The sequence below is a fragment of the Oceanobacillus sp. FSL K6-3682 genome (assembly GCF_037976165.1).
Taxonomy (GTDB): Bacteria; Bacillota; Bacilli; order Bacillales; family Amphibacillaceae; genus Oceanobacillus; species Oceanobacillus sojae.
Genome location: NZ_CP150263.1, coordinates 3785230 through 3811350 on the forward strand (window position 1 = coordinate 3785230; position 26121 = coordinate 3811350).

Here is a 26121-nt window from a genome sequence, read left to right on the forward strand (position 1 = left end):
TTGCTGCTCTATTCCTTTTAAAGTTCCTCTTAAATAGAGCAGCATCCTATTCCATAGGAGGGAATTTCTTATGCAAGGATTTGTTGATTTTATACAAGCATTTCTAGGTTTAGGGGCTACTGTCATTTTACCTGTTGTCATCTTTTTACTTGGACTTTTATTTGGCCAAAAGCCTGGGAAAGCTTTTCGCTCCGGTTTGACAATTGGTGTTGCATTTGTAGGTATTTTCCTTGTTATAGACTTATTGACTTTAAATTTAGGCCCTGCAGCGCAAGGAATGGTGGATAGACTCGGTGTCAGTTTAAATACAATTGATATTGGCTGGCCGGCAACCTCATCCATTGCATGGGCATCAACAATTGCTGCCTTTATTATTCCGTTAGGTTTAGTTGTAAACGTTATCATGCTGGTAACTAAAACCACGAAAACAATGAACGTAGATATTTGGAACTTTTGGCATTACACCTTTATGGGAGCGATTGTTTATACCGTATCCGGAAGTATCGTACAAGGGTTAATTGCAGCAACATTATTCCAGATTGTTTGTTTGAAAATAGCAGACTGGACCCAACCAATGGTTCGTGATTTTTATGAGATGCCTGGTGTTTCAGTAGCGACAGGAAGTACGATTTCTTATGCACCATTTATTTTTGTTGTCAAAGGACTTCAAAAAATCCCTGGTATCAACAAACTCCATGCTGATCCAGATTCCATTCAAAAGCGCTTTGGTGTGTTTGGAGATTCCATGGTTATCGGTTTAATTCTGGGAGCTGCAATTGGTGCTCTGGCCGGCTATGGTATTGGTGATATTATTAACATTGGTATTTCTATGGCTGCCGTTATGGTATTGATGCCAAGAATGGTAAAAATCCTGATGGAAGGATTAATGCCAGTATCTGAATCTGCCCGCACATGGCTGAATAAGCACTTCGGTGATCGTGAAATTAATATTGGTCTGGATGCAGCTGTTCTTTTAGGACATCCATCTGTTATTGCTACAGCGTTAATTTTAACTCCAGTGACTGTACTGATCGCTGTTATTTTACCAGGAAATGCTGTACTTCCTTTTGGGGACCTGGCAACTATTCCATTTGTTATTGCCTTTGTTGTTGGAGCTTCTAAAGGGAACATTATTCATTCTGTTATCGTCGGTTCGATTATGATTGCAGTTTCACTCTATGTGGCAACAGATATCGCTCCATTATTTACGGATATGGCGATGCGTGCAGATATTAATCTTCCTGAGGGTTCAGCGCAGGTATCCAGTATTGACCAGGGCGGTAATATTGTGAACTGGGTAATTTGGAGATTCTTTGACCTTTTTAATTAATGAAAAATTCTATTTGAATCAAGAGTTACTTTTGATATGTAAGTAGCAGAAAATAATGATGTTATGAAAAATTACTTATGATTCTCTTTTCTTTAATGCATGAGCATAGCTCATCATTATTTCTGCTAACCCTTTCTTTCGCACTGAAACAAAAAGGAAATTATTGAAGAGGAGAATAAACGATGAAAGCTCTCGTTAAGACCGAACTGGGACATGGTAATTTACACCTCCAAGATGTAGAAGAGCCCATTGTTTCCAGCCATCAAGTAAAAATCAGAGTTGCATACGCCGGAATCTGCGGCTCCGACATCCATACCTATGAAGGACATTATAAAGTCGCAGCTCCAGTTACATTAGGACATGAATTTTCAGGTGAAATCGTAGAAATTGGAGAAGGTGTATCAAATTTTAAAATCGGTGATCGCGTTACATCAGAAACCACCTTTTATATCTGTGGGCAATGCCACTATTGTCAATCAGGTGACTATAATTTATGTAACCATCGTAAAGGGCTTGGCAGCCAGGTAAATGGCGGTTTTGCCAAATATCTAATCGCGCGTGAAGAAAGTCTTCACCATTTGCCGCAGGAGGTAGATGATCGTTCAGCAGCAATGACAGAGCCCTTGGCGTGTACGTATCACGCCATTCAAAAAACAGTAATCCGTGAGGGAGATCTGGTTATTGTCCTCGGCCCGGGCCCAATCGGCTTATTTGCTGCCCAGGTGGCAAAAAGCTATGGAGCAACTGTTTTAGTTGCCGGCCTGACAAATGATCAGATCCGTCTCGATAAAGCTACGGAGGTTGGCATGGATTATGTTATCAACCTTCAAAAAGAAAACTTAAAGGACAAAGTAAATGAACTGACAAATGGTTACGGTGCTGATGTTCTTTTAGAATGCTCCGGTTCAATTCATGCAGCCAATCAAGGATTAGATTTATTAAGAAAAAAAGGCCACTTTGCGCAAATCGGCATCTTCCCGGAAGCTCAGGTTGCCTTCGACATGGAAAAAGTCATTCAGAAGGAAATACAGGTGGTTGGAAGCAGAAGTCAAAAGCCCGCTGATTGGGAGCCTTCCATCCAATTAATGAAGGAAGGCAAAGTGAACTCAAGAAGCCTGGTAACGCATGAATACTCTATCGACCAATGGGATAAAGCTTACCAGGCAATCAAAAGCGGAGAAGCTATTAAAGTCTTACTGACCCCTCTGGATGATTAAAGTGTGTGAAATTAATATCGAAATGAGGTTTTAACATGGTTGATATGTTTTTAGATTTTATGCTTGGCCCTATGCGCGGAATAAGTCAATTTTATTTTGAATACCAGCTAATCTTTAACTCGATTATCGTCGGTATCGCCGGCTATTTCTTAGTGAAAAAAGAAAAAAATCGAACCAGTCGCAGTAGAAAGGAGTTCTGATGTGAAGGCTCTAAATTTATATGATATAGAGGATTTACGTTATGAAGAAAATACGCCCCTTCTTCAACTAACTAGTAATGAGGAGGTTCTAATCCAAGTTAAATCCGCCGGGATATGCGGTTCGGACTTGTCCCGATATAAGAAGCTTGGGCCCTATGTTTCAGGAACAACCTTTGGTCATGAATTTTCAGGAATTGTAGCTGCTGTCGGGAGTGCGGTAACACATTTTAAAGAGGGTGATCGAGTAGCAGCCTGCCCGACTTTTTCCTGTGGTCACTGTATCTTCTGCAGACAGGGAGCCCCGACTCGCTGCACCGAACTGACAGTTATTGGTGCAAAGCATCCCGGTTCTTATGCTGAATACGTTATCCTGCCTGCATCTCATCTGTTACAGCTGCCAGATGAAATTGACTTTGACACTGCTGCCATGCTGGAACCTGCTTCCGTCGTCGCGCATGGTTTTTACCGTACATCGATTGAGCCGGGGGCAGCAGTAGCTATCATGGGTGTCGGCAGTATCGGACTTCTCTCGATTCAGTGGGCGAAAATTTTTGGAGCAGCGACTGTTTTCGCCATTGATATTGATGATAACAAGCTTAAAATTGCTAAGCAGCTGGGTGCCGATATTCTTATTAACCCACTGAAAGAAGATACAGAAACAGTTATTAAAAAGCATACTTCTTTAGGAGTTGATCTGGCAGTTGAATCAGCAGGCTCTCCCATTACAAGTGAGCAGGTGCTGGCACTTCCTAAAAAAGGCGGCGAGGTTTTATACTTGGGAATTCCCTATGGAGATATTACCCTTCAGCGCTATTATTTTGAAAAAATTGTCCGGAATGAACTGCGCATCCTTGGATCCTGGAATGCATTATCTACACCTTTTCCGGGAAAAGAATGGGAGACTGGCCTCCATTTTATGAAAACGGGCCAGCTTGATGTGAAGCCGATGATTTCACATCATCTTCCGTTAGAAAAAGGCCCTGAGATTTTTCATCAGCTTACGCATAAAGAAATAGATGCTGTGAAAGTTCTCTTCCATCCTTAGGTTATGAAAGTGAAAAAAAGAAGCCGGGAACCACTCCGACTTCTTTTTTATAGCGGTTTAAATATTCTCTTCACCAATTTTCCTTAATAAAAATACGCCCTATCGGCAATCCCAAAATACGATTATACAGCTTCTGATAAAAGGAAATATCATAAACATCCGTACTATCCAAATTATCCATCATTCTTAATGGAACAAAAAATGAATTCACCTTCATATTCGGATTCATATGCAGTCCATTCTTTTCATAGAAGCTGATTCGGCGAAGTCTTGTCGTATAGTCCTTCTTATCCTTCGCTGCTTCTGGATCCTCTACTTCCAGCAATATGCCATTAGGGGATAAATTATTTAGCTGACTGATTAAAGTGCCCCCAAGTCCATTCGACCTATACTTAGGAAGAATAGCCAGATAGGAAATAAAAATCCCCTGTAATGATGGCAATTTCTGATAAATAGCATAACCATATTTCTCCTGTCCATCCGTCAGATAAACAGCTTCCATCCTCCCCTTTTTGAAATTACGCTTCAGCACAAAATGAGGAAATAGTTCGAGCCGTTCAAAGTCCTGTTTTAAATAGTTGTAGAGAACCTTTATATTTATATTGGTCGGATTCATCTCTTCTAAATAGTATTTCTTTTTTTGCATGGAAACCTCCATATTTTTATATGTACTTAATCAATCCATCATAAGCAACCTCAATCCCATAAGGTTCAAATATCTCCACTAGATCCTGATACAGCAATCCGCAGTTATGAGAAAAATGCGTTGCGATAATTTGCGTCTTTGCATTTTCTTCATTCCACGCCTGAAACTGCTTCTGCACCTCTATAACCGTTTCCACACTCATGTGGTTACGGCTTTTAGGATTTCCATTCTGTCCAACTGTGCAATCCAATATCGCCATATCGATCTTCTTGCCTTTGAGCCAATCCCATGTTTTTTCAGGAAACCAGCCGGAATCATTTCCATAGAGTAAATACTTGCCATCCTTTTCTATAAAGAATAAAAAGCAGGTTTCCCGCGGATCATGATCTGCCAAAATCGGAGTAATTTTTGCCTGCCCAATCCAGAAAACTTCAAAAGGTATTAATCTTTTCATCATAAATTGCTTTTGAATACTGCCTTCCTCTAAAAAACCAATTCTACATTGATGCAGAGCTAAATCATTTCCATAAATATTTAAAGGCTCTTCTACACCATGGGCAAAGCCTTCAGTACGAGAAAGCAGGTCCCCTGCACAGAGATGATCGTAATGTGTATGTGTCAGTAAAAGGTGATTCACTTTGGACATATCAATCTCATCTCTTACTGCTTGATAATAAGCGTCCGGCGGATAATCCACTCTCCATGCATCATCAATAATGACAGAGCTTCGAGTACGGATATTTCTTCCCTTTGCCTTCCTGGAATCCTGACAAGCCTGGCATCTACAAAATACATTTGGAAAGCCTTCTGCAGCTGCCGTTCCTAAAAAATGTACCTTCATCTATAATCCCTCCCCAAAGCTAAGAAACAGCTACCATAATAACGCCTATAACCATAACAAGAGCAGCAATTATCCGTTGTCTTCCAAAGCTTTCCTTCAAAAAGACAACCCCTAAAACAGCTCCGATTAAAATACTCAATTCTCTTACAGGAGCTACATAACTCACAGGAGCATGAACCATTGCAATCAGGACGAGGATATACGCCAGTGGATTAAATAGACCAATCCCGATTGTTTCCAATTTTCTGCTGCTCCAATCCAGACGAACATCCTGCCAGTGTTTCTTTGCAAACGGAAATAACAGAAGGCTTACTCCCAGATTGGTTCCATAGTTAAGCAAAATCGGGTGGATTATCGAAACACTGACGATATACTTATCTAAGAGTGAATAGCTGGCAATCATACAGCCAATTAAAAGGCCATAAAGAATGGAAGAAAGCACCGTTCTTTCTCTCAAAATCCGAAAGCCACCGGTAAAAATAAACACACTGCAAATAATTAGAAAAATACCCATTTTTCCTAATCCGTTTAATTCTTCCTTCAGTATGAAAAATGCAGCAAATGCAATCAGCATCGGACCTATTCCCCTTGCGATAGGATAAATAAGCGAGAAATCGCCAATCCTGTATCCTTTTTGCAGCGTTACAGCGTACAGCAAATGCAATAAAGCACTTGCTGCTATTAATCCGACCTCCACCCATCCAATGCTTACATCCGTCCACAAAATAACCCCTAAAACAAGCGGACTATAAATTACTGTACTTGTGAATGTATATAGCCATACAAACGAAGTACCTCCCAATGACTTTTTAGCGAGAAAATTCCAGATTGCATGCAGGATTGCTGCAGTCATAACAAGAGATAACGCCCATATTGACAATCTTTCACTTCCCTTATATTTGACCTGTTCTTAAACTTTCCATAGTAGAGACTTTCTTACCTCACACTATCTCTCAAAATTAACTCTGTAGCCAATAATATTTTTTTTGCAATAGTTCTTCCGTCTAAGCGTTCTAACAATGTATCTACTGCAGCTTCTCCCATCTCTTCTGTGAATACCTTCACTGTAGACAGTGAAGGGTAAACATACTTTGAAATAGACATATCGTTGATTCCAATAATGCTTACTCTTTCCGGCACTGAGATATTTGCTTCATGTAATGCTCTTAAACTTCCAATTGCCATGACATCACTGCTGATAAAGAAAGCAGACGGTAATCGTTCACCCAGCTCTTCAATTGCTTTTTTCATAAGTTTATAACCGTTGTCAACGGAGAAAATATCAACATAAACATAATCTGGCTGAAATAAACCTAACTCCTTCATATAAGAGCAGAATGTCCGCTCTCTCAAATCAGGAATAACCTCTTTTTCTCCTTTAGCAATTTCTCTGCCACCAATAAAGCCGATTTCCTGATGGCCTGTTTCCAGGAAATAATCGATCACTTTATAGGTTGCCCTCTCAAAATCAACAATCACCGCATCAAAATGGTCCTGATCGGGACTGTAGTCAACAAAGACAACATGCTGATTAACCTTTGCCAATTCTTTTACCTGGGAATAACTAAACTTTCCAACAGCAATTATTCCATCAACATCTTTAGACGCTATTTCATTGATATTATCAAAGAAATAGACATCTGCATTCATATTTAATTCTTTACAGCGTTGTTCAATTCCCAGACGAATCGATAAATAATATAAATCATTTAATTCTTCCTGTTCTGTATACCAATGCACAATTGCAATCTTATGCCCTCCAAATTTATGGGCCGATTTCTTTTGATAAGAGAGCTCTTCTGCTGCTTCAAATATCCGTTTTTTTGTCTGATCTGTCACGGATAAGGACGCATCATAATTTAATACACGTGAAACCGTTGCCGCTGAAACACCAGCTAATTTCGCAATATCTTTAATCGTTGCCATGTAAACACCTTCTTTATCCCCTCTGTCATTCGTATTAATCGTACCACTTTTATTTCTAAAAATCATGATAATTCTGGGTTTTCGAAAGGGTTAACGGCAATCTTTTATTATGGAATCAATATTTTTAAAGATTTATTTTATTGCTCCAGTCGCATACGCAGAATAAAAATCATCAATATGAATAGACTGTCCGTGATTAAGCCTTGATTCTTCAGCAGCAAATGCCATTAAATGACTCCTTAATGAAGTAGCAGCAGAGGAAATGCTTTCCTGCTCTCCATAATGATCAATATCATGCAGGAACGTACGAACAATATTATTATCCCCGCCGCCATGACCGCCAACTGGTTTGCTAAACTTAATAATGGATTCCTGCTTACTTGAAAAATCGTAAACAGAAATTTGGTTCTCAGCCATATTACCCCGAATTTCACCTTTTGTACCCATAATCTGTACCATACGCGTCTGCTCTCTGGTGAATCCTGACATGCTGAAGGTTGCCGTAGCCCCATCTTCAAATTCCATATTAACAACCTGGTGATCTACCACATTATTATCGGATTGATACACACACTTCCCATAATCCGTTTCATTAAGTGCTTTAATAATTCCTTCATTGGTATGATCTTCCGTGAACTTTTTAGCCCAGCCTCTGCCCTCACCTAAATAATAGCGTCCTGCATGAAAAGGGCATTCCAATTCAACTGGACATCCTTCTAAACAGCGTTTGGGAGCTCCTTCTGGTTTATTTTCTTTTCGAAAATGCATTAACGAACCATAGGAGCTGATACGCTCACATTTTTTCCCCATAACAAAATTAATAATGTCCATATCATGACAGGATTTCTGTAATATCATTGGGCTCGACTTCTCTTTATTACTCCAATTTCCCCGTACAAAGCTATGCGACATATGCATAATTTCCACATTTTCATTCAATTGGATAGAGGCAACCTGCCCTATATCACCACGTGCAATAACCTGCTTAATCGTTGACCAGAATTCTGTATAACGAAGCACATGGCAGATGGTCAGCTGACGATTATACTTAGCTGCTGTCGCCTCCATCTCAATACATTCCTTTGGATCAGGAGACATCGGCTTTTCCAAAAGAACATGATATCCCATTTCCAATGCCTTTATGGTCGGTTCATAATGGAAACGATCTAAGGTACAAATAATTGCAATATCTGCTTTTTTACCCCCTTGCAAAAGCTCTTCCCAGGAGGTGTAGCAAGCATCTTCCTCCAGTTCATATTCTACTTTCACTCGATTTCTCCGTTCATCATTCGGATCGGCTACTGCGACAATTTGAAGTTCATTAGGATAATTTAATGCATAAGGAGCATACGCTCTGGCTCCACGATCTCCCGCACCAATCAATACAGCTTTTTTTGCTTGCATATTTATTCCTCCTTATAAATTTATTCTGCTCTACGCTCAAATCTGGCGAATGTTAACTGTCCTCCCCATGTTAAGATAAAAGCAGCCACACTTCCTCCCATTAAAAATAGCAATCCGGGCATACTGATAAAAACAAGATAATAGATTCCTGCGACGGCCATAAACAAAACTATCGTCAGGACGGGATGTAAAAACCCAATCATAAACGGCCATAATAGATACTGTATATTTGACAGCTTAAAATGTGAGAATACAGGAAAGAAATACAGGAGAATCACAATAAATAAGACAGCTAAAGCAAGGATAGCAAAGCTTGCAACATAATACACAGCTTCTTCCTGCGAACGTAATATTTGATATTGGATAAACAAGCCATAACCGATGAAAAAGAGTATACCTCCAAGAATATTACTTCTCAGAAACTCCTGTTTATACGTCTTCCTAAACAATGGAAATATTGGTCTATCACCATCACCTTGAACCCATTTCCGGACAACGGCAAACATAGCAGCCGTTGCAGGCATTATTCCCAGCACACCCAGACCAAGAATTGTAAAACCTCCCCATAGAAAGTGAACATATAGAAATCTCGTAATCCATAGACAAAAATTATAATATCCTGCAATAAATCCTGTCATTTTCTCCCCTCCTGTTGTACATATCTCAAATTTAAGATATGGAATATGTTTAAAGTTGAAAACATTGCTAATTTAATTATCGTTTCTTATTCTTTTACAGATCCAATCAATACACCTTTGACAAAGAAACGCTGCACAAATGGATACACGATTAAGAGCGGCAAAGAAGATACAATAATAACTGCATACTTAATGAGAGAGGCTGTCTCAATTTGTTCCGCAAATGAATTCACTGATCCTCCTTCACTACCTGCCCCGCCAGTCATTCCTTCGTTTAAGATTAATATTTCTCTTAAAATCAGCTGTAAAGGATATTTCGTTTCATCTGATAAATAGATTAATGCGTTAAAGTACTGATTCCATAAACCAACTGCATGGAATAATGCCATAACAGCAATAATTGGCAAGGATAGAGGTAAAACAATTTTAAAGAAAATATGAAAATCGGTAGCGCCATCAATTTTTGATGCTTCCACAAGCTGATCCGGGATACTCTGCTGAAAGAAAGCACGGGCAACGAGAATGGACCAGGCTCCAACAACATTTGGAACGACAATTGCCCATATCGTATCAATCATCCCTAACGACTGAATGACCAAATAAGTAGGGATTAACCCTCCATTAAATAACATGGTGAACAAAATAAACCACATAATAAACTGTTTCCCTGCAATTTCTTTCCTGGATAAAGCATAGGCACAGGGCAATAATATGACTAAATGAAGAATGGTTCCAACAACCGTATAAATAATCGTATTTCGATACCCGGACCAAATTGCATCATTTTGAAAAACTGTTTTAAAACCACTAAACGAAATATCTACCGGCCATAGCCACATTTTACCTGTATTGACGGCAGATGGACTACTGATAGAAGCACTTAATACAAAGATAAGCGGGTAAACAATCAGCAATACAATAATTGTTACGAATATCGTATTGAGAACATCAAAACCCTTATCGGACAACTGAAACTTTCGCATATCAATTCCTCCTTACCACAGACTGTTCTCACTGGTTTTCCGCGCGATTTGATTGACGATTACCAGCAATGTTAAATTAATGACGGAATCGAATAGACCAATTGCTGCAGCAAAACTATATTGTCCTTCTAACAAACCAGTTTGATATACAAACGTCTGAATAATATCTGATGTCTCCGCATTTAAGTTATTCTGCATTAAGAGTACCTTCTCAAATCCAATCGCCATAAAGCTTCCAATATTTAAGATAAATAAAACCACAATGGTCGGTAAAATCGCTGGAATATTAATATGAAGGATTCTCTGTATCCTTGACGCTCCGTCTATCTTTGCAGCTTCATGGAGCTCTGGATTAACTCCGGATAATGCTGCCAAATAAATAATGGTTCCCCACCCTAACGTTTGCCATTGACCAGACCATACAAAAATATGGCGGAACCATTCCGGGCTTGTAAGGAATGAAATAGACGATCCGCCCAAAGAAGTGATCACATGATTTATAATTCCAGTAATTGGGTCCAGAAAAGCAACAAGCATCCCTACAATAACCACAACAGACATAAAATGCGGCGCATATGTAAGTGTCTGTGACCATTTTTTAAAAGGACCATTTTTCAGTTCATTTAACATGAGCGCGAATATAATCGGCAATGGGAATAAAATAAGCTGATAAAGGCTTAAAATAATGGTATTTTTAATTAACCTCCAAAAATAATAAGAATCGAAAAAACGGGAAAAATGGTCAAATCCAACCCAGGGGCTCCCTGTAATTCCTTCTGTTGCATAAAAGTCTTTAAAAGCAATTTGCACCCCATACATTGGAATATAATGAAAAATAGTAAAGTAAAGAATTGCCGGCAAAAGAAAAACATATAATCGCCAGTTTAAAAGCACATTTTTCTTAAATCTATCTAATCTGCTATTCATGCTTATTGCGCGTGCAGGATTCTTTGCCATTCTAGTCCTCCTTTTACAGCTATAACTACGCATTAACAAAGTAAAACTTTTATAGAGTAACAAGTCTATCATCAAGCACTTTCAAACGAATAAACTCTATAGGTTATGCATCTTAAGGATACAAGAGGGAATGATTCTGCATTCCCTCTCTCAAAAGCTCTCCTTCGCAATTAGTCTGCTGTGGCAAATCAGGTACTTCTCTTAGTTGCTCAAGTAGCGTTCGTAAGCATCCTGTTGAATTTCCATATACTGTTCTAATCCCATGTTTTCAAGAGTTTCAACATAGGTATCCCATTCTGAGAGCGGAGTCTGACCAGAAATAAATTGATCTGTCATTTCTGTTACATACTTCTCAATATCTGCCCCCACTGATGTCATGGTATTATTCTCCTCTTCTGTATACGTGAAGGATGGCCATACTTCTTCAATAAAATCTGGCTCCAGTTTTTCAGCGGCCTCTTTGGATGATTCTGTACCTTCAGCGCCTTTAAAGTAATCCTCCATTAAAATTCCTGGATATTGACCACCCGGCCAAGTCAGGTATTGCGCTACTGCCTGGTCTAATGTTAATCCATCTGGATTATCACGTATTTCTTCTACATACTCATACTCGCCGTCTTCTGTTTTTTCAAAAGTCTCTCCTTCAATCCCCATAAAGAACAGTTCAGCACCTTCATCGCTGTAGAAGTAATCCATCCAACGCGCAGTTGCTGCCGGATTTTCATTTTGACTGGTAATGACAAACCCAGTCGTACTGGAAGGGAATGAGATACCGGTAAATGCTTTATCTCCATGAGGACCTTCCAATGTCAACCCACCTGTAAAGCTGTCTCTATGCTCTCCAGGAAATAGTTCTGCCGGGCTATGATTATACGTACTTCCATAGACTCCTTCACCTGCATTTGCATAAAATTGTTCCGGGCTGATAGAGAAAATATTCTCTTCAATTAAGCCTTCATCATACAGCTTGTGAACATATTCAATCATTTCCTTATAGTTTTCTGTCGTCGGATAAAAGCGCACTGTTTTTCCATCTGGATCTAAATCAATAAAGCGATGCCCTTTTCCTTTATTTCCGATTCCAAAAGAACCTTTTAAATAAGTGAGAAGTCCATTGATGGATTGTGCACCAAATGGGATTTCCTCGATGCTTTCATCCCCGCTCGGATTACCTTCCTTCACTTCTTTTAAATACTCATAAAATTCATCCGTTGTTTCCGGCACGTCCATGTTTAATGCTTCAAGCCAGTCTTCACGGATCCACGGTCCTTCACTAATACGCAATGCAGAAAACTCAGGGTCATAAATTAATGGGAAAGAATAAATATTGCCGTCCGGGAACGTAATCGCTTTTTCTACTTCCGGGTACTCTTCTAAGATGCTTTTTAGATTTGGCGCATGCTCCTCGATAAGATCATTTAAAGGAATAAAGGTTCCTTGCTGTCCATACTTAAAAATATCAGGAACAGGAATTAATGCGCTATGGAAAGCATCAGGCAAATCTCCACTTGCCAAAGCAAGATTTCGTTTCTCACTCAGCCCTTCATGCGGTACCATGTCCCAATTCACATTAATATTTGTCATTTCCTCATACTCATTCCAAATTAGAACATCATTCCAATCATCTGCGGTTGCCGGTGCCTTTCCTGCGAAAATATCTAATTCAATCGGTTCTTCTACAATCGGCAAGCCAGAGTCAGTCAGATTATCCAAGTCTTCCTCTTCCGCCGCATCACTGCTTGAATTATTATTACTACACGCAGCTAATATAAGAACTAACAGCATCAACACAATAAATAATTTTTTTAGTTTCAATGAAAACCCTCCCCTTAAATTAAATAGTTTAGTTTAATAAAAGCGATAACTGAAATGCTCAAGACTGCAATATAGTTTCTTTCACCCCCTTCTAAAATAACTTTTAATCAGCTCATTATAAAACGCTTACATTTTTAAGAGCATTTCTACTCGCTCCAATTACTCCGGCATCTTCTTTCAATTTACTGACTTTAATTAGACTATTTGCCTTCTCCTGTACTAAAATCATATAATTATCAACTAATTTATTTAGTAAATCAACGATATACGGCTGGTGATTAATTACACCGCCCCCACAAACTATTTGATGCGGATTAATTAGGCAAGCAATGGTATAAATTCCTCCAGCTAACGATTCAAGCATCTGGTTAATAACCTTTACAGCCTGTTTTTCATTTTTTTGATATTTTAAAAACAATGTTTCTATTTCCATATCTGGATCATTATAGATGTCTCTTGCCAGCTGTAAAATCCCGGGCCCTGAAGCGATATTTTCTAACGTTGTACTTGTCTGCGACTGGTCAATTCCCGGCATCGGAAGAAGACCAAGTTCCCCTGCAAACCCATTTCCTCTAAGAAAATTCCCGTTATGTATAATCGAACAGGAAATACCAGTACTTACAGTCACATAAACAAATGTTGCATTCCCTGGTAAATCCGCTGCCTCCCATTCTGCATAAGCGGCCATATACACATCATTATCTATCGTAATATTTTTTACTGACGGAAATTGCTCTTTCAATCTCTTAATAATAGGAAAGTTCCTCCACGGTAAATTATTTTGGAAAATAGCTAATCCCTTCTCGCGGTCTACTTTCCCTGGAACGCCAACTCCCATTGAAGTTACTTCCTGCATAGAAACACCTGCTGAAAAAATTAATTTTTGAATGCATCTGACTACTTGCTGAAACATTTCCTCCGGATTTTCCTTTATACTCGGCAGTTCACAACGATGAACAATGTTCCCGACAGAATCTGCAACAATTGATGCAATTTTTGTTCCTCCAATATCTACACCAATCACATATTCCAATTTATCACCACCTCAAGTAAACATTTACTTATTATTTAATAAATTATTTACTAATGTTTTTCTTATATTAACATACTGTTTTTTATTCGTCTATAATATTTTTAAAATTAAAAATTAACAAATAAATACTTCTTATACAATCAGTTTACTAAGAATAAGGAGCTTTGTTTAATCTATCAAGTAAAAAAGACGCATCCTCGGATACGTCTCTTATCATTTATCATGATATTTTCTTAACCTCAATCTGTTTTAAATAATACTCCATCTGATTTAAGCTAATTCTTCCGGTTTGTTCTTCTAAAGCATTTAATACCCCCATCACAATTCCAAACCGGATAAAATCCTCCCCTTCCAGCCCCCGCCGGCAGCCTGCTGCCAATCCGGCGATCACTGCATCTCCAGATCCGACTGGATTCACTGCTTCTACTGTCGGACACGCAACCTGGTAAATTTTATCACCATACTTTGCAATGGCTCCGTTTTTTCCAAGTGTAACAATAACCCAGGATAATTCATTAAATACTGGCTTTCTTAATGCTTTTATGACATCTTCTTCATACGAACATATTATCCCTGCAAGCTCTTCAAATTCTTCCTGGTTTGGTTTAATCAAAAATGGAATATATTGATTTTCTAAAGTATTCTGGATAAGAGAGCTTTTGGTATCCAGCAATACATGTTTATTTGCTTTCACAGCAATATCGATCAGCTGCTGATAAAAGTTTTCTGGAACACCTTCAGGTAAACTGCCAGAAATGGTGATTACTTCTACTTTTTCCGCCTTTTCTTGAAAAGTAGCTAGAAACGTTTCTATTTCCTTTTCGGCAATTGTCGGGCCTTTTTCCAGAACTTCTGTCTGCTTCCCATCATGAATAATAGCAATACAATTTCGTGTTTCTCCTGCAATTGGGGTAAAGTAATGCATAATACCATGATGATTTAATTCCTCTTCAATAAAGCTGCCAAGATGTCCTCCCGCAAATCCGCAAGCAGTCACTTCTTCCCCCAATTGATGAAGAACCCTTGTAACGTTCAGACCTTTGCCCCCCGCTGTCTTAGATACAGCTGCTGCACGATGAACACGATTTTCCTGAAAATGTTTTACCCGATACTGTATATCCACCGAGGGATTTAGTGTAACTGTAAGAATCACTGTCATTCTTCCCCTTTCGTGCACAATCTCATCTTAAGCGTTACCAGCACTCATGCAAATAGCGATTTTTTCCTGGACAGCGGCTTTCATTGCTTTTTTAGCAGGCTCCATATACTTTCTTGGATCTGTTTCATCCGCATGGTTTATTAAATATTCCCTCAACCCATAAGAAAAGGGGATTTTTAATTCTGTAGAAATATTAACCTTTGCACATCCCAATGCAATACACTTTTGTACATCTTCTTTTGAAATACCAGAAGCTCCATGCAGCACAATAGGAATATCAATTAAATTTTTAATCTTTTTCAACCGCTCAAAATCCAAATTGGGCTCTGTTTCATATAAACCATGACCTGTTCCAATAGCAACAGCAAGAGAATCTACACCAGTCCGTTCTACAAACTCAATAACAGTCGCCGGATCAGTATAAGCCGCTTCACTTGCTTCCACAATCAAATCATCCTCTTGACCGACAAGCTTTCCCAACTCTGCTTCTACCGTTGCTCCATAAGCATGAGCCTCCTCCACTACTTTTTTGGAAATAGCAATGTTTTCTTCAAAAGAATGATGTGAGCCATCAATCATCACAGATTTGGTCCCAAGCTCTAAAGATGCTTGAATAGAATCAAGTGTTTCATGATGATCTAAGTGCAATGCTATCGGAATATTATTTTCTTTTGCTGCAACTTCTGCAATTGCCTGAATATAGGCACGTCCGGCGTATTTCATAGTTCCTGGTGTTGCTGCCAAAATAACGGGAGACTGTTCCTCCGCTGCAGTCTGAACTACTGTTTGGACTGTTTCTAAATTATGAATATTAAATGCTGGAACTGCATACCCTTCTTTATTTGCTTTGATGAGCATTTCTTTTGTATTCTGAATCTCTCCCATTGCAGCACCTCCTCTTATTTTTCTCCATCTCCGGAATAATCATAAATCGTAACCCCTTGAACAACTCGATTGAGACTTCCACTTGGACTTGGATTATCTGGTGTAACTCCTAATTGAGCAGATTTCTTTAAAGCCAGCACTTGCGGAAGGATAATATAAAGCAGGCTATTATAAAAATCATTTTGAATAACCGACTCGGTATGGTTAACAAACAATGACCAATCTGCCAGCTCTTCTACTGCCTTATCATAACGTTCTCCAATTACAATCAGCTTCAGCTGTGAATCCTCTGCTGCAAGTTCTCTCACAATATCCAAATCATACTTTCTTGTATATGGATCCTCTGAAAGAAACACGACAACTGCAGATTGATCATTCAAAATAGATTTCGGACCATGACGGAATCCAAGGGAAGATTCATAGACTGCAGCCACCTCGCCACTTGTAAGCTCCAACATTTTCAAAGACGCTTCATGCGCCACATGCTGAAGCAGACCGGATCCTAAATAAACAATCCGGTCCATAGGGATTTCTAATATTTCTTCGACAGTTGGAGTAACTCTACCTAAAACGTTTTCTGCACACTTGGCTAACAATTCAAGACGCTGCTTTGATGTTGGCTTAAGAGAAAATAGCTCGTAGCATAAAAGCATCATACTCGTATAGCTGCTGGTCATCGCAAACCCTTGATCATGTGCATCATCAGGAGTTAAGATACTTAGACTATTCGCATCATTCTCTGTCCGCTTAGCCAGCTCCCCTTCCTTATTACATGTAATCACTACTTGATAAAAATCCTTTACTATCTGTTCACCCAGCTCAACAGCAGCTACACTTTCCGGGCTGTTTCCTGATCGTGCAAAAGACACAAGTATTGTCGGCACTTCTTTAAATAAATAGTTTTCGGGATTCGATACAATATCTGTCGTTGCTGCTGCTTCAAACTGAACAGCACCCTGATATTGTCGCTGCAATACATAAGCTGTAACATCTCCTGCAAAAGCTGATGTCCCAGCTCCTGCTAAAAGTACTTTAACCTGTGTATGCTTTTTTAAAATAGATTGGATAAAATCCTGATACCGCTTTCTGTTTTCCTCAAAGTTAGCAAAAGCCTCTAACCATACTTTGGGCTGCTGATTAATTTCCTTCGCTGTATATCCTCCATAGCCTTCTTTTAATTCCTGTTCCGTTAATTGAAACATATCAAATTCCTCCTCTTCATCTGGTTATGTTGTCATGACCAGATGTTTTTTATAAAAAACGCGAACAATTTTATCCGCGTTTAATTTACGTTAATTCAACTCTGTAATTAAACTTATCTCCTCTGGCAACACTAATTGTATATTCAATCAGCTGCTCCTGATGATAAGCAAAACGTTTAATCAGCATCACCGGCTGATTTTCTGCCAGCTTCAAATAAACTGCCTCCTGCTCGCCTGCAGAAGTGGCTGAAAAATCTTCCTCTACACGTGTAACTTTTCTTTGATAATCCTCTTCAAACACCTCATACATCGGCTTTTCAATTAATCGCTGCTTCGTTAAACCAGGAAAAAATTTTTGCGGGATATAGGAAGTCTCATAGATAAGTGGTTCTTCATCTGCCAATCGCAGACGGATAACCTCATATACCGTTTCTCCTTCTTCTAACCCTGTCGCTGTCATCAACTTCTCGTCAATTGATTTCTCCTGGAACTCTAAAACATTTGATTGTGGGTTTTTATTCTTTTTTCTCATTTCATCAGTAAAGCTGTAAAGTCTTTTTAAATCTTGTTTAAACGCTCTTTGTGAAACGAAGGTTCCTTTGCCATGAAGCTTATAAATATAACCTTCCTGCTCCAATGCCTGGAGAGCCTGCCTCACAGTAATTCTGCTCAGCTCATAACGATCACATAATTCCCGCTCAGAAGGAAGCTTTTCGTGCTCATGATAGGTTTGGTTTTCAATTTTCTCCTTTATTTCTTCAATTAATTGCAGGTATAAAGGAATTTTGTTTGACTTATCCACGTATTCCAGCATCCTTTCTCACAACTGGTTATTACCAGTTATGTATACTATATCGTGTTTTTGAATGAAAGTAAATACTTTTTTAAAAGATAAGAAAATATATATAAATGCTTAGGTCACCGCTGCAATGGTTTTCATGGGGGGAGTAATCGCAACCCCAGAAATACACTACGCTTTCCATGGGCTCCGAGCTCATCTCCTCGAAAAAAAGAAGAGCACTTTTTTCCTGCGGAGGCATACAGGATGTATGTCAGTTCGGTGCCTGAGACAAGACGTCGCGAACTTAACCGAACTTCCTTTCATTTTGGGACTGCGATTACTCGTCCCACCGAAAACCGTCGCGGCGGACATCTCCTTGGTAAGTACCCCAGTATTTTAAAGACCAAGTGATTTTCTTGGTTTTTCTTACTGTGAATAGCAAGTTTAAAGACAGAAACCAGTTGAATCATGGCATACAATCACTATTTTCAGCAGCTGTATTATTGGACAGTCATAGATGCTTTATACCCTTTTCTGATAACCTCCTGAACCTGATGAACAGTTACATAAGCGTTCACATCAATTTTTTTGATTAATTCTTTCGTCTTCAGAATATCTTTTTTCCTGCATACCAAATATAATATTTTCTTTTCATTTTTGGAATATCCGCCATGCCCATCTAAAATCGTGATTCCATGAGCCATTTTATATAATACATCATTTGCTATTTCATCAGCATGATTGGACATGATAAATATCGCTGCTCTTTCATCCATTCTATCCACAAAGTAATCAATTAACTTAGCACCAATATAAACGGAAATAACTGTATACATGCCTTTATCAACTCCAATAATAAATACAGAGCTCAGCACAATAATAATATCTATCAGCAGCATCGCATTTCCGACAGATAAACCCAGATACTGATTCAGTCCTCTTGCTAATACAGTAGTTCCGCCATTTGTTCCTCCAAATCTAAATATCAGTCCTAATCCGCCCCCTACAAATAATCCTGCAAATACAGCAGAAAGCAAAACATCATCTGTTAACGGTCTTGTATTCTCTGTCAGATATAAAAGTAACGAGGATGAAAATACAGAAAACAAAGTATAATACATGGTTTTTTTCTTAAATAATTTAAAGCCTGCCAGAATAAGAATCAGATTAAATATCAGATTTGTTACACCTAATGGCCAATTAAACAGATAATGTGTAATCACACTGATTCCTATTATTCCGCCTTCGGAGAGCATATTGGGTATAATATAAAAATTAACACCAATAACAAAAAGAAGACAACCAATAAAAATTCCAAACAATTCCTTAAAAACCTGTTTCATTTTAATATCCGCTACTTTCCATAGTTAATATATCATCTAAAAATACTTTGTAATTCTTTCTCTTTACTAATCTTTGTATATTTTCTTTATTCTGAGCCCATTTTGAAAACATCTCACATAAGATATTTAAGTGATGATCTCCGTCTCTTTTCGTTTTTATTAAAAATAAAACTCTTACAACATCATTGTCCCAGACAATTGGATAATTAAGGACAGCAATATAACAGACAGGCTTCCTGCAAATCTTATACAAGTCTTGTAAATGAACGATATTATTCCCTATCTCATGTGCGACAAATGGATTCGCTAATTCGGAATGCGGTTCAACAATACCTTGTGATTTTAGATCCTGCAGAATATTTTGAAGAATACTTTCTTTATCGCTGCCTTCTAAATGAAAGTTCGAAAAAGTTTCTTGGAAATATCTGTTAAAATAACCGCTAAAGTCTCCTCTATAAAAATCAATATTATTAGCAATTTGCTGGATCTGCTTGATATAGTCTCCTTTTTCTATTGCAACCTGTGGAATTGCTTGGGGTATATCCAATTCATAGGAAGATACAAAAATATCATAATCCCCTATCCGTCCTATAATATCTTCTACAGAATCACAATTTGTGATAACATACTTATCCTGTGGGAACTTATCCCGCAGCTCTTCTAAATACATTATTGTTTCTGCGCGGCCTCTCCCGCTGACCATACAGATTGAAATTTTACTTTTTTTGTTTAAATTACGTAGTGCAACATTAAAATAAAGCATCAAATAGCCAAATTCATTAAGGTTTATTTTTATATTAAAATAATCCTCCATTACTTTGACTGCAGATATCGTAACCTTTGCAGCAAAAATATATTTTTGTAAATTTTCATGTACAATGGGATTTCGTAAAACCATGCCGCTTCTTACTCTTCTCAGCATCTGGTAAACATGCAAAGCTAAATATTTTTTTAGAATAAAATCATTTGAAACATCGATATCAAAATTATTCTTTATCTCAAAATAAACTGCTTCTAACGCTTGATCAATTCTGGGCCAATTCGCTTCTTTTATCATATTTTTATTTTGTAAAATTTGCTTTGTCTCCAAATGCATGCTGATATACAGCATTTCATTATCATTTAATTCTGCATTAAATTTCGAGTTCAGTATTTCCACAAACTGCTTACTAGCCCTGCCTACATGAGAATTATCCTGGTTTAATTCCTTCGTGGTGTCAGCATGTAAATCAATAGGATGCTTTTGCTTATTTCGTATAATAGATATTAATACGTAGACAGCTATGTTCTGTAAGGAAAAGTCTGATAAGATAACATTAAAGCGATCGCATACTTCTTTTAACACGCTCTCTGTCTCGGGAATAAATGCACGATTATAGTTTTCAAAGCGAATATCTGGGTCATTGTGATTCTCTGCTCTGAAGTTATTTTGAAAAAAGTACTCTTCTATACAGGTTCGTTTATTTAATTCATGTCCCTTAATCGTTATTCCATAATTAGCTTTTGATATTAGAGACAATTGGTAAGAATATAAAATTCTCTTCACTTCAGGCATGTCCACATTTAATGTTGATCTGCTTACAAACATTTCTTCTGCTAAATCATCTAATTTAATATATCCGACATTTACTAGTAGTCTCCGGATAATATAAAAGATACGTTCATAATTATTTCTTTTATTTAAATGCAGTCTATTTATATTGATATGGGATAAATATTTATATAGATTTAACTTTACCTCTTCTGTTTCAAAATATAATTTATATCCTTTATTCTGGGTAGAATCAATCATAATTCCTTCTTTATCCAGCTTATTCCTTAAATTTTTTATATCACTTTTTATTGTACGGACAGAAGCGTCTGCAGCTAAAGCCAATTGTGCCGCTGTTTTATATTTTAATGATAATAATTCATTTAATATTAATAATTCCCGTCTATTAAAATACAAATTAATTACCTCTCTTCAAACGAAGATATCTATTATCTATTGTAAAGAACCCCTATCTAAAATTTATATAAATTTTAGATAGGGGTGTAAAAGCAATAAGGAGAGATTTATTCCACAACTAACGGGAAACTCCATCGCTTTCGGTACTAAATCAATACTCTCCACAGGTAAAATCCATTAAATAATCCCTATTAAAGAACCAATAATACCAATAGCGATTGTTACTAATAAAATAGTAGTCGGCTTCATTCCTTTTTTCAAAAGGTAGAACATAAGAATAGTATACAATAATGGTAATAACAACGGGAAAATTTGATCTAAATATTCTTGCATTGGAATTTTTTCATCTCCAATAGTAAATACAAGGGAAGACTCCAGTTTTACCATAGAGGCTGTCATCGCACCAATAACCATCAAACCGACAATTGTTGCACCTTTGGATATTTTTTGCATGATTCCTGAGTTATTAGCCTGATCCATAATCTTTGTTCCAAATTTGTAACCAAATACACCACCATAATATCTGACAAGCATATGAGGTACATTAAATAAAAGCAGGAAAAGAATAGGTCCAAGTATACTTCCTTGTTGAGCTAAGGATAAACCAATACCTACTGCAATAATACGCAAGGTCCCCCAAAATAACGAATCCCCTATACCAGCAAAAGGACCCATCAAACCAATTTTTACATTATTAATAATCTTTTTATCAAAAGATGGATTTTCACTGGCTTCTTTTTCTAAAGCAGTAGCAACACCAGTAATGGTTGTTACAACATGGGGAGTTGTATTAAAAATGTTCATATGTCTTTCTAATGCTTCTGCCCGGTCTTCCTCATTTTTATAATATCTTTTAATAGCGGGCCACATTCCAATGGAATACCCAAGCGCCTGCTGTCGTTCGTAATTATAAGAAGCTTCCAGCATAAAAGAACTCCAAAATATTTCACGCATTAATTTTTTCTCATCTTTGGTTAATTTTCTTTTATCAGACATCAAACAGCTCCTCCTCATCCTCTTTATCAGTTGTATCCTGATCGCCGCCATTTTTACCGCCAAATTCATAGACAATGATGAAAGCCAGCACGACACCAAACAAGGTAATTCCCAATATAGGAATATTCATATAAGCTAATAATGAAAAGCCTAACAAAAAGTATAAGACATTTGTTTTTTTCATCATTGGAAGTAATAACAAAGCAAAACCGACTGCCGGCAATAATCCTCCTGCTACTTCTAAACCATTCATTATGGCATCAGGAATATTATTAACAAATGCTTCCACGGCATTTGATCCAAATAATATAGCTACAAAACCGACAACAAAGTACAGCGCACAGTGAAGCAGTAAGCCTCCAACATTAAGATTTATCATTCCTTTTATATTAGCTGCTTTTGCCAGCTTCATTGCATAATCCATAAACCAGCTTCGAATAATAAAAACCAGAACTTTGATAGATTGTGCTAATAAAGCAATTGGTAATGCTAAAGCAAGAGCAACTTCAGCTCCATTATTACCGATAATTGCATACGCTGTTCCAAGTCCGGCACCAACCAGGACATCTGGCGGGACAGCTCCGCCCACTTGAATAAAACCCATAAAAACCAGCTCTAATGTTGCTCCAACCAGCAGACCGGTCTGTACATCCCCAAGTGCTGCACCAATAATTGTCGAAACGACAATTGGTCTGATTACCATTGGTGTTCCAAGCATCTTTTCAATAAACCATAGTAAAGCTAGAATTATACCTACAATTAATGCTGTTTGCATGACAATCCCCCTTAAGCTAATTAGTTTTTCATTTTATTCTTTAAATCCTTGTACTTTTTAGCGCTTTCATCAGGAACCTGTCGAGCTTCTATTTCATATCCTAAATCTATGATTTTATCCAAATAGTGCATATCTTCCTTAGATACATAAACCGTTGACGATAGAGCTTTCTTATCGTCTTCTTTTTGCATATTACCTAAATTAAGAACAGGCTTTTCATCTATTTCCTTTATAAATTGATAGGCCGACTCTGGATTAGAACATATAACAAATACCCTCATTGCTTTTAACTTCGGATGTTGCACAAGCTTTACTGCTTCCTGAACAGGACGAATAGCGAGTCTCACTCCATCAGGATTACTTAACTTTAGTGCCTGTTTTCTAACCTCATCATTTGCTGCGTTATCATCTGCTATAACAATAGCTTCATAAGATAATGCTGATTTCCAGCTATATGCCACTTGTCCATGCAATAATCTATCATCTATTCTCATTTGAATAATCATTTATTTCTTCCTCTCTACATTTTTATATATCAAATATTTCATCAGCCGCTTCATTCGTTTGATGCTTTTGATTATCTGTATAAATAATTTGTTCTTTGGATCTTTTAACAATCTCTTTTAACTTTTCTTCTGTTACATCCACCTCGTTCAGCATTACTGCTTCCAAAAGTAATGGAAGATTCACTCCAGTAATGAAGTGTGTATTTTCTCTATCCATATATTCGAGAAAAGCCTGGTTTACACTGCCGCCAAATAAATCTGTAAAAATGATAACAACATCTTCTGTGGCAGCATTCTGCTCAAAAAATGTTTTTATTTTTTCTTTTAAAGGGACTTCATCTAAATAGGCATTCATATAATGCAGGTTATCCTGCTCACCTAAGATCAAGTTAATAGAAGAAATGATCCCTTCTGCAAAGTTTCCATGTGTTGCAACTAATATTTTTTTCATCTGACTCCCTCCTTTTTATTTACAGTGATTTATTAATGTAATCTACTACCCGCGGGTAAATACCTTTGGTCAAATCTCTGCCTCTATCCGTCGACAGCATATATGCAAGAACTTGGAAATACGTTATATATTCCAAATTACTGAAATATTTACTTTCAGGACTTACATTAAAACTTGCTTCATCATAATCACCAATTAAATAGCAGGAAGAAATTTCTTTTTCAATAAAGGCTGCTATACTTCTTGCTTTTTCACGATCCTCATTGCTTCTGCTTAAAATGAAATACCCTATATTTTGATTAAAAGAATTCTGCGGACCATGGATCAGTTCTTCCAATTCAAAACTATTTGTAAATACAGGAAGCATTTCCATGAACTTTATATCTGCTTCCTGAGCAACTGCCCATAAATCGTTTGTCCCGGCGAATAAAAAATTATGCTTCTGCATTAACTCAAACTTATGTTTTTTATACCATTCCATTGTATTCTCTTTAATTTTCATCAAATTTTTAATCATACTATGATAATCCTGCATATATATATCAATTTCTTCTTCATTTATTTTATCGCAGATATCTAATAAAGAGATATAAATCCAGGATAATGTAGCACAGGTAGCTGAATAACCAAGCGTACGATATAAATACTCTTCGTTTTCTGAGCCGATTTCCAGAGCTATATCAGCTATATCTGCAATTGGTGAGTTCAATGTTTCAGTAAGTGAAATCGTTCTGTATTTTTTGTTTTTTACTATTTGCAGTGCTTCATAGACAAGCTTTGTTTTTCCTCCTTGCGAAATAAATATATATAAATTTTTTTCATCTAATAAGGAGTGGTTATAATAATGAACAAACATATTCGGGTAAATAATATCCACTGGAACCTGATTAATATTTTCCGCAAAATGCTTTGTTGTAAAAGCAGCGTTGTAGGAAGTCCCTGAAGCAATTATTACAATTCTCCTTATTTCAGAATCCGCTTTCAAAAATTCCTTTAATTTTAATTTCAATCCTTCTTTGTTTTGACCTATTTTTTGAAGCTGGGTTGGTATACGATTAATAACCTCAATCATACTCATGAATTTCCTCCTAAACATCTTAATAACTCAATGATATTCCTCTTTATAAGTTATATCCATATACAATATTGCACGATTAATCATGCAGTATTGTATATATTTCCGTTATTAGATTGCTTAATAGGATAGATGGAAATAATACAAAAATCAATTAGTAATTATTTCCAAATGTATAAAATTATATTTATATTGCTTTAGTTTTTAGCCCCTATGCATAAAAAAAGCAATACATGATATTAGATTTCTCCAATTACATATCATGTATTACTCTCTTATTCTACTTAAAATTCAACAGTTATCTCTGCTGCATCAGTCAGCTTATTATCTGCTTCATCGAAAAGATCACTTGTCAAAATCGTTAACTCTGATAAATCTTCCGTTTCATCTACAATAAATCCCAAATTTCCTTTTCTTGATTCTCCAGGCTCTATTGGTTCATTTAAACCTTCGAGGTATAGTTCATCTTCCCAGGAAGTATTTTCACCATCATTTGTTTCTACCAGAGCGGCCGGACTAAATTGTAATGTTTCAGCAGTCGTGTTTGTTATTTCTACAAATACTTTTACATAATTAAATTCGGATTCATTGTCTGTTAACCCATGAAAATAATCTATCATTCGATAAGAAGGACGCAGATGAATCCATTTTGCGTCTCGCAGTGTCATTTCTATATCGCCAATTTGATATGTTTCATTGACTTGTTTTATTTTTATTAAGGTGGATTTCCCCTTTGAATCTTCAACAACCTGATCCACCTCAAGTAATTCGCTATCATCTGGCAATTGCGGGTTTTCCAAATATCCATCTAAATAGGAAGTTGTCTGCGTATATTCTTCCTTATCTGTATCATTTTTTGCTTCAGCCTCTTCAGCCGGCTTATCTTTTGCACAGCCTGCTAATACAAATATTATAATTAAAAAACCAAATATCCTGTTCACACGACATACTCCTTATCGGTTTAA

General features: G+C 37.2%; 26 protein-coding genes. 4 read left to right on the forward strand and 22 right to left on the reverse strand.

Annotated elements, in window-relative coordinates; genetic code table 11:
• Positions 1 to 70: 70 nt before the first annotated feature.
• The 4 genes from MHH51_RS18550 to MHH51_RS18565 all read left to right on the forward strand — a co-directional run bounded on the left by MHH51_RS18550 (position 71) and on the right by MHH51_RS18565 (position 3792).
• Positions 71 to 1330: a PTS galactitol transporter subunit IIC gene (locus MHH51_RS18550; protein ID WP_339282888.1), complete on the forward strand. Its 1260-nt coding sequence runs from the start codon at positions 71 to 73 to the stop codon at positions 1328 to 1330.
• Between the two features lie 182 nt (positions 1331 to 1512).
• A complete protein-coding gene (locus MHH51_RS18555; RefSeq protein WP_339282890.1) occupies positions 1513 to 2547 on the forward strand; it encodes a zinc-binding dehydrogenase in 1035 nt (344 codons plus the stop codon).
• A 35-nt stretch (positions 2548 to 2582) separates the two neighbouring features.
• A complete protein-coding gene (locus tag MHH51_RS18560; RefSeq protein WP_339282892.1) occupies positions 2583 to 2747 on the forward strand; it encodes a hypothetical protein in 165 nt (54 codons plus the stop codon).
• A gap of 1 nt (position 2748) precedes the next feature.
• Positions 2749 to 3792: a galactitol-1-phosphate 5-dehydrogenase gene (locus MHH51_RS18565; RefSeq protein WP_339282893.1), complete on the forward strand. Its 1044-nt coding sequence runs from the start codon at positions 2749 to 2751 to the stop codon at positions 3790 to 3792.
• A 70-nt stretch (positions 3793 to 3862) separates the two neighbouring features.
• On the opposite strand, the gene MHH51_RS18570 is transcribed toward MHH51_RS18565, so the two are convergent.
• The 22 genes from MHH51_RS18570 to MHH51_RS18675 all read right to left on the reverse strand — a co-directional run bounded on the left by MHH51_RS18570 (position 3863) and on the right by MHH51_RS18675 (position 26097).
• On the reverse strand, positions 3863 to 4438 hold the full coding sequence (locus MHH51_RS18570; protein WP_339282895.1) for a GNAT family N-acetyltransferase: 576 nt from the start codon (positions 4436 to 4438) through the stop codon (positions 3863 to 3865).
• Between the two features lie 16 nt (positions 4439 to 4454).
• The gene (locus MHH51_RS18575) at positions 4455 to 5279 is read right to left on the reverse strand and encodes an MBL fold metallo-hydrolase (protein WP_339282896.1); all 825 of its coding nucleotides are present in this window, start codon (positions 5277 to 5279) and stop codon (positions 4455 to 4457) included.
• 19 nt (positions 5280 to 5298) lie between these two features.
• Positions 5299 to 6159 (reverse strand): DMT family transporter, encoded by an 861-nt coding sequence (locus MHH51_RS18580; protein WP_246145145.1) that lies wholly within the window; start codon positions 6157 to 6159, stop codon positions 5299 to 5301.
• A 56-nt stretch (positions 6160 to 6215) separates the two neighbouring features.
• Positions 6216 to 7205: a LacI family DNA-binding transcriptional regulator gene (locus MHH51_RS18585; protein ID WP_147210718.1), complete on the reverse strand. Its 990-nt coding sequence runs from the start codon at positions 7203 to 7205 to the stop codon at positions 6216 to 6218.
• Positions 7206 to 7337: 132 nt separating this feature from the next.
• Positions 7338 to 8609, reverse strand: coding sequence for a Gfo/Idh/MocA family oxidoreductase (locus MHH51_RS18590; RefSeq protein ID WP_147210703.1), 1272 nt, complete (start codon positions 8607 to 8609; stop codon positions 7338 to 7340).
• Positions 8610 to 8629: 20 nt separating this feature from the next.
• On the reverse strand, positions 8630 to 9247 hold the full coding sequence (locus MHH51_RS18595) for a DUF624 domain-containing protein (RefSeq protein ID WP_339282900.1): 618 nt from the start codon (positions 9245 to 9247) through the stop codon (positions 8630 to 8632).
• 86 nt (positions 9248 to 9333) lie between these two features.
• Positions 9334 to 10230 (reverse strand): carbohydrate ABC transporter permease, encoded by an 897-nt coding sequence (locus tag MHH51_RS18600; RefSeq protein ID WP_156984966.1) that lies wholly within the window; start codon positions 10228 to 10230, stop codon positions 9334 to 9336.
• A 12-nt stretch (positions 10231 to 10242) separates the two neighbouring features.
• Complete coding sequence (locus tag MHH51_RS18605; RefSeq protein WP_147210719.1) at positions 10243 to 11157, reverse strand: sugar ABC transporter permease; 915 nt, start codon at positions 11155 to 11157, stop codon at positions 10243 to 10245.
• A gap of 231 nt (positions 11158 to 11388) precedes the next feature.
• Positions 11389 to 13002: an extracellular solute-binding protein gene (locus MHH51_RS18610; protein ID WP_156984967.1), complete on the reverse strand. Its 1614-nt coding sequence runs from the start codon at positions 13000 to 13002 to the stop codon at positions 11389 to 11391.
• Positions 13003 to 13117: 115 nt separating this feature from the next.
• Positions 13118 to 14026, reverse strand: a complete 909-nt coding sequence (locus MHH51_RS18615; RefSeq protein WP_339286323.1) for an ROK family protein — start codon at positions 14024 to 14026, stop codon at positions 13118 to 13120.
• 229 nt (positions 14027 to 14255) lie between these two features.
• The gene (locus tag MHH51_RS18620) at positions 14256 to 15194 is read right to left on the reverse strand and encodes a hexose kinase (RefSeq protein WP_246145147.1); all 939 of its coding nucleotides are present in this window, start codon (positions 15192 to 15194) and stop codon (positions 14256 to 14258) included.
• Positions 15195 to 15221: 27 nt separating this feature from the next.
• Positions 15222 to 16079 (reverse strand): tagatose-bisphosphate aldolase subunit GatY, encoded by an 858-nt coding sequence (locus tag MHH51_RS18625; protein ID WP_339282905.1) that lies wholly within the window; start codon positions 16077 to 16079, stop codon positions 15222 to 15224.
• 14 nt (positions 16080 to 16093) lie between these two features.
• Positions 16094 to 17281 carry an SIS domain-containing protein gene (locus tag MHH51_RS18630; protein WP_339282907.1) on the reverse strand — a complete coding sequence of 396 codons (1188 nt, stop codon included), beginning with the start codon at positions 17279 to 17281 and terminating at the stop codon, positions 16094 to 16096.
• A gap of 85 nt (positions 17282 to 17366) precedes the next feature.
• Positions 17367 to 18083, reverse strand: a complete 717-nt coding sequence (locus MHH51_RS18635) for a GntR family transcriptional regulator (protein ID WP_246145149.1) — start codon at positions 18081 to 18083, stop codon at positions 17367 to 17369.
• Between the two features lie 479 nt (positions 18084 to 18562).
• Positions 18563 to 19405, reverse strand: a complete 843-nt coding sequence (locus MHH51_RS18640; RefSeq protein WP_147210138.1) for a YitT family protein — start codon at positions 19403 to 19405, stop codon at positions 18563 to 18565.
• A gap of 1 nt (position 19406) precedes the next feature.
• Complete coding sequence (locus MHH51_RS18645; RefSeq protein WP_147210137.1) at positions 19407 to 21353, reverse strand: PRD domain-containing protein; 1947 nt, start codon at positions 21351 to 21353, stop codon at positions 19407 to 19409.
• A 177-nt stretch (positions 21354 to 21530) separates the two neighbouring features.
• Positions 21531 to 22349, reverse strand: a complete 819-nt coding sequence (locus MHH51_RS18650) for a PTS system mannose/fructose/sorbose family transporter subunit IID (protein ID WP_339282911.1) — start codon at positions 22347 to 22349, stop codon at positions 21531 to 21533.
• The gene (locus MHH51_RS18655) at positions 22342 to 23124 is read right to left on the reverse strand and encodes a PTS sugar transporter subunit IIC (protein WP_147210135.1); all 783 of its coding nucleotides are present in this window, start codon (positions 23122 to 23124) and stop codon (positions 22342 to 22344) included. The genes MHH51_RS18650 and MHH51_RS18655 overlap by 8 nt, the downstream gene beginning before the upstream one ends.
• Before the next feature lie 20 nt (positions 23125 to 23144).
• On the reverse strand, positions 23145 to 23630 hold the full coding sequence (locus tag MHH51_RS18660; RefSeq protein WP_147210134.1) for a PTS sugar transporter subunit IIB: 486 nt from the start codon (positions 23628 to 23630) through the stop codon (positions 23145 to 23147).
• A 22-nt stretch (positions 23631 to 23652) separates the two neighbouring features.
• Positions 23653 to 24081, reverse strand: a complete 429-nt coding sequence (locus MHH51_RS18665; RefSeq protein WP_339282913.1) for a PTS sugar transporter subunit IIA — start codon at positions 24079 to 24081, stop codon at positions 23653 to 23655.
• 19 nt (positions 24082 to 24100) lie between these two features.
• Positions 24101 to 25159 carry an SIS domain-containing protein gene (locus MHH51_RS18670; protein ID WP_339282914.1) on the reverse strand — a complete coding sequence of 353 codons (1059 nt, stop codon included), beginning with the start codon at positions 25157 to 25159 and terminating at the stop codon, positions 24101 to 24103.
• 281 nt (positions 25160 to 25440) lie between these two features.
• Positions 25441 to 26097, reverse strand: a complete 657-nt coding sequence (locus MHH51_RS18675) for a DUF4352 domain-containing protein (protein ID WP_339282915.1) — start codon at positions 26095 to 26097, stop codon at positions 25441 to 25443.
• Between the last annotated feature and the right edge of the window lie 24 nt (positions 26098 to 26121).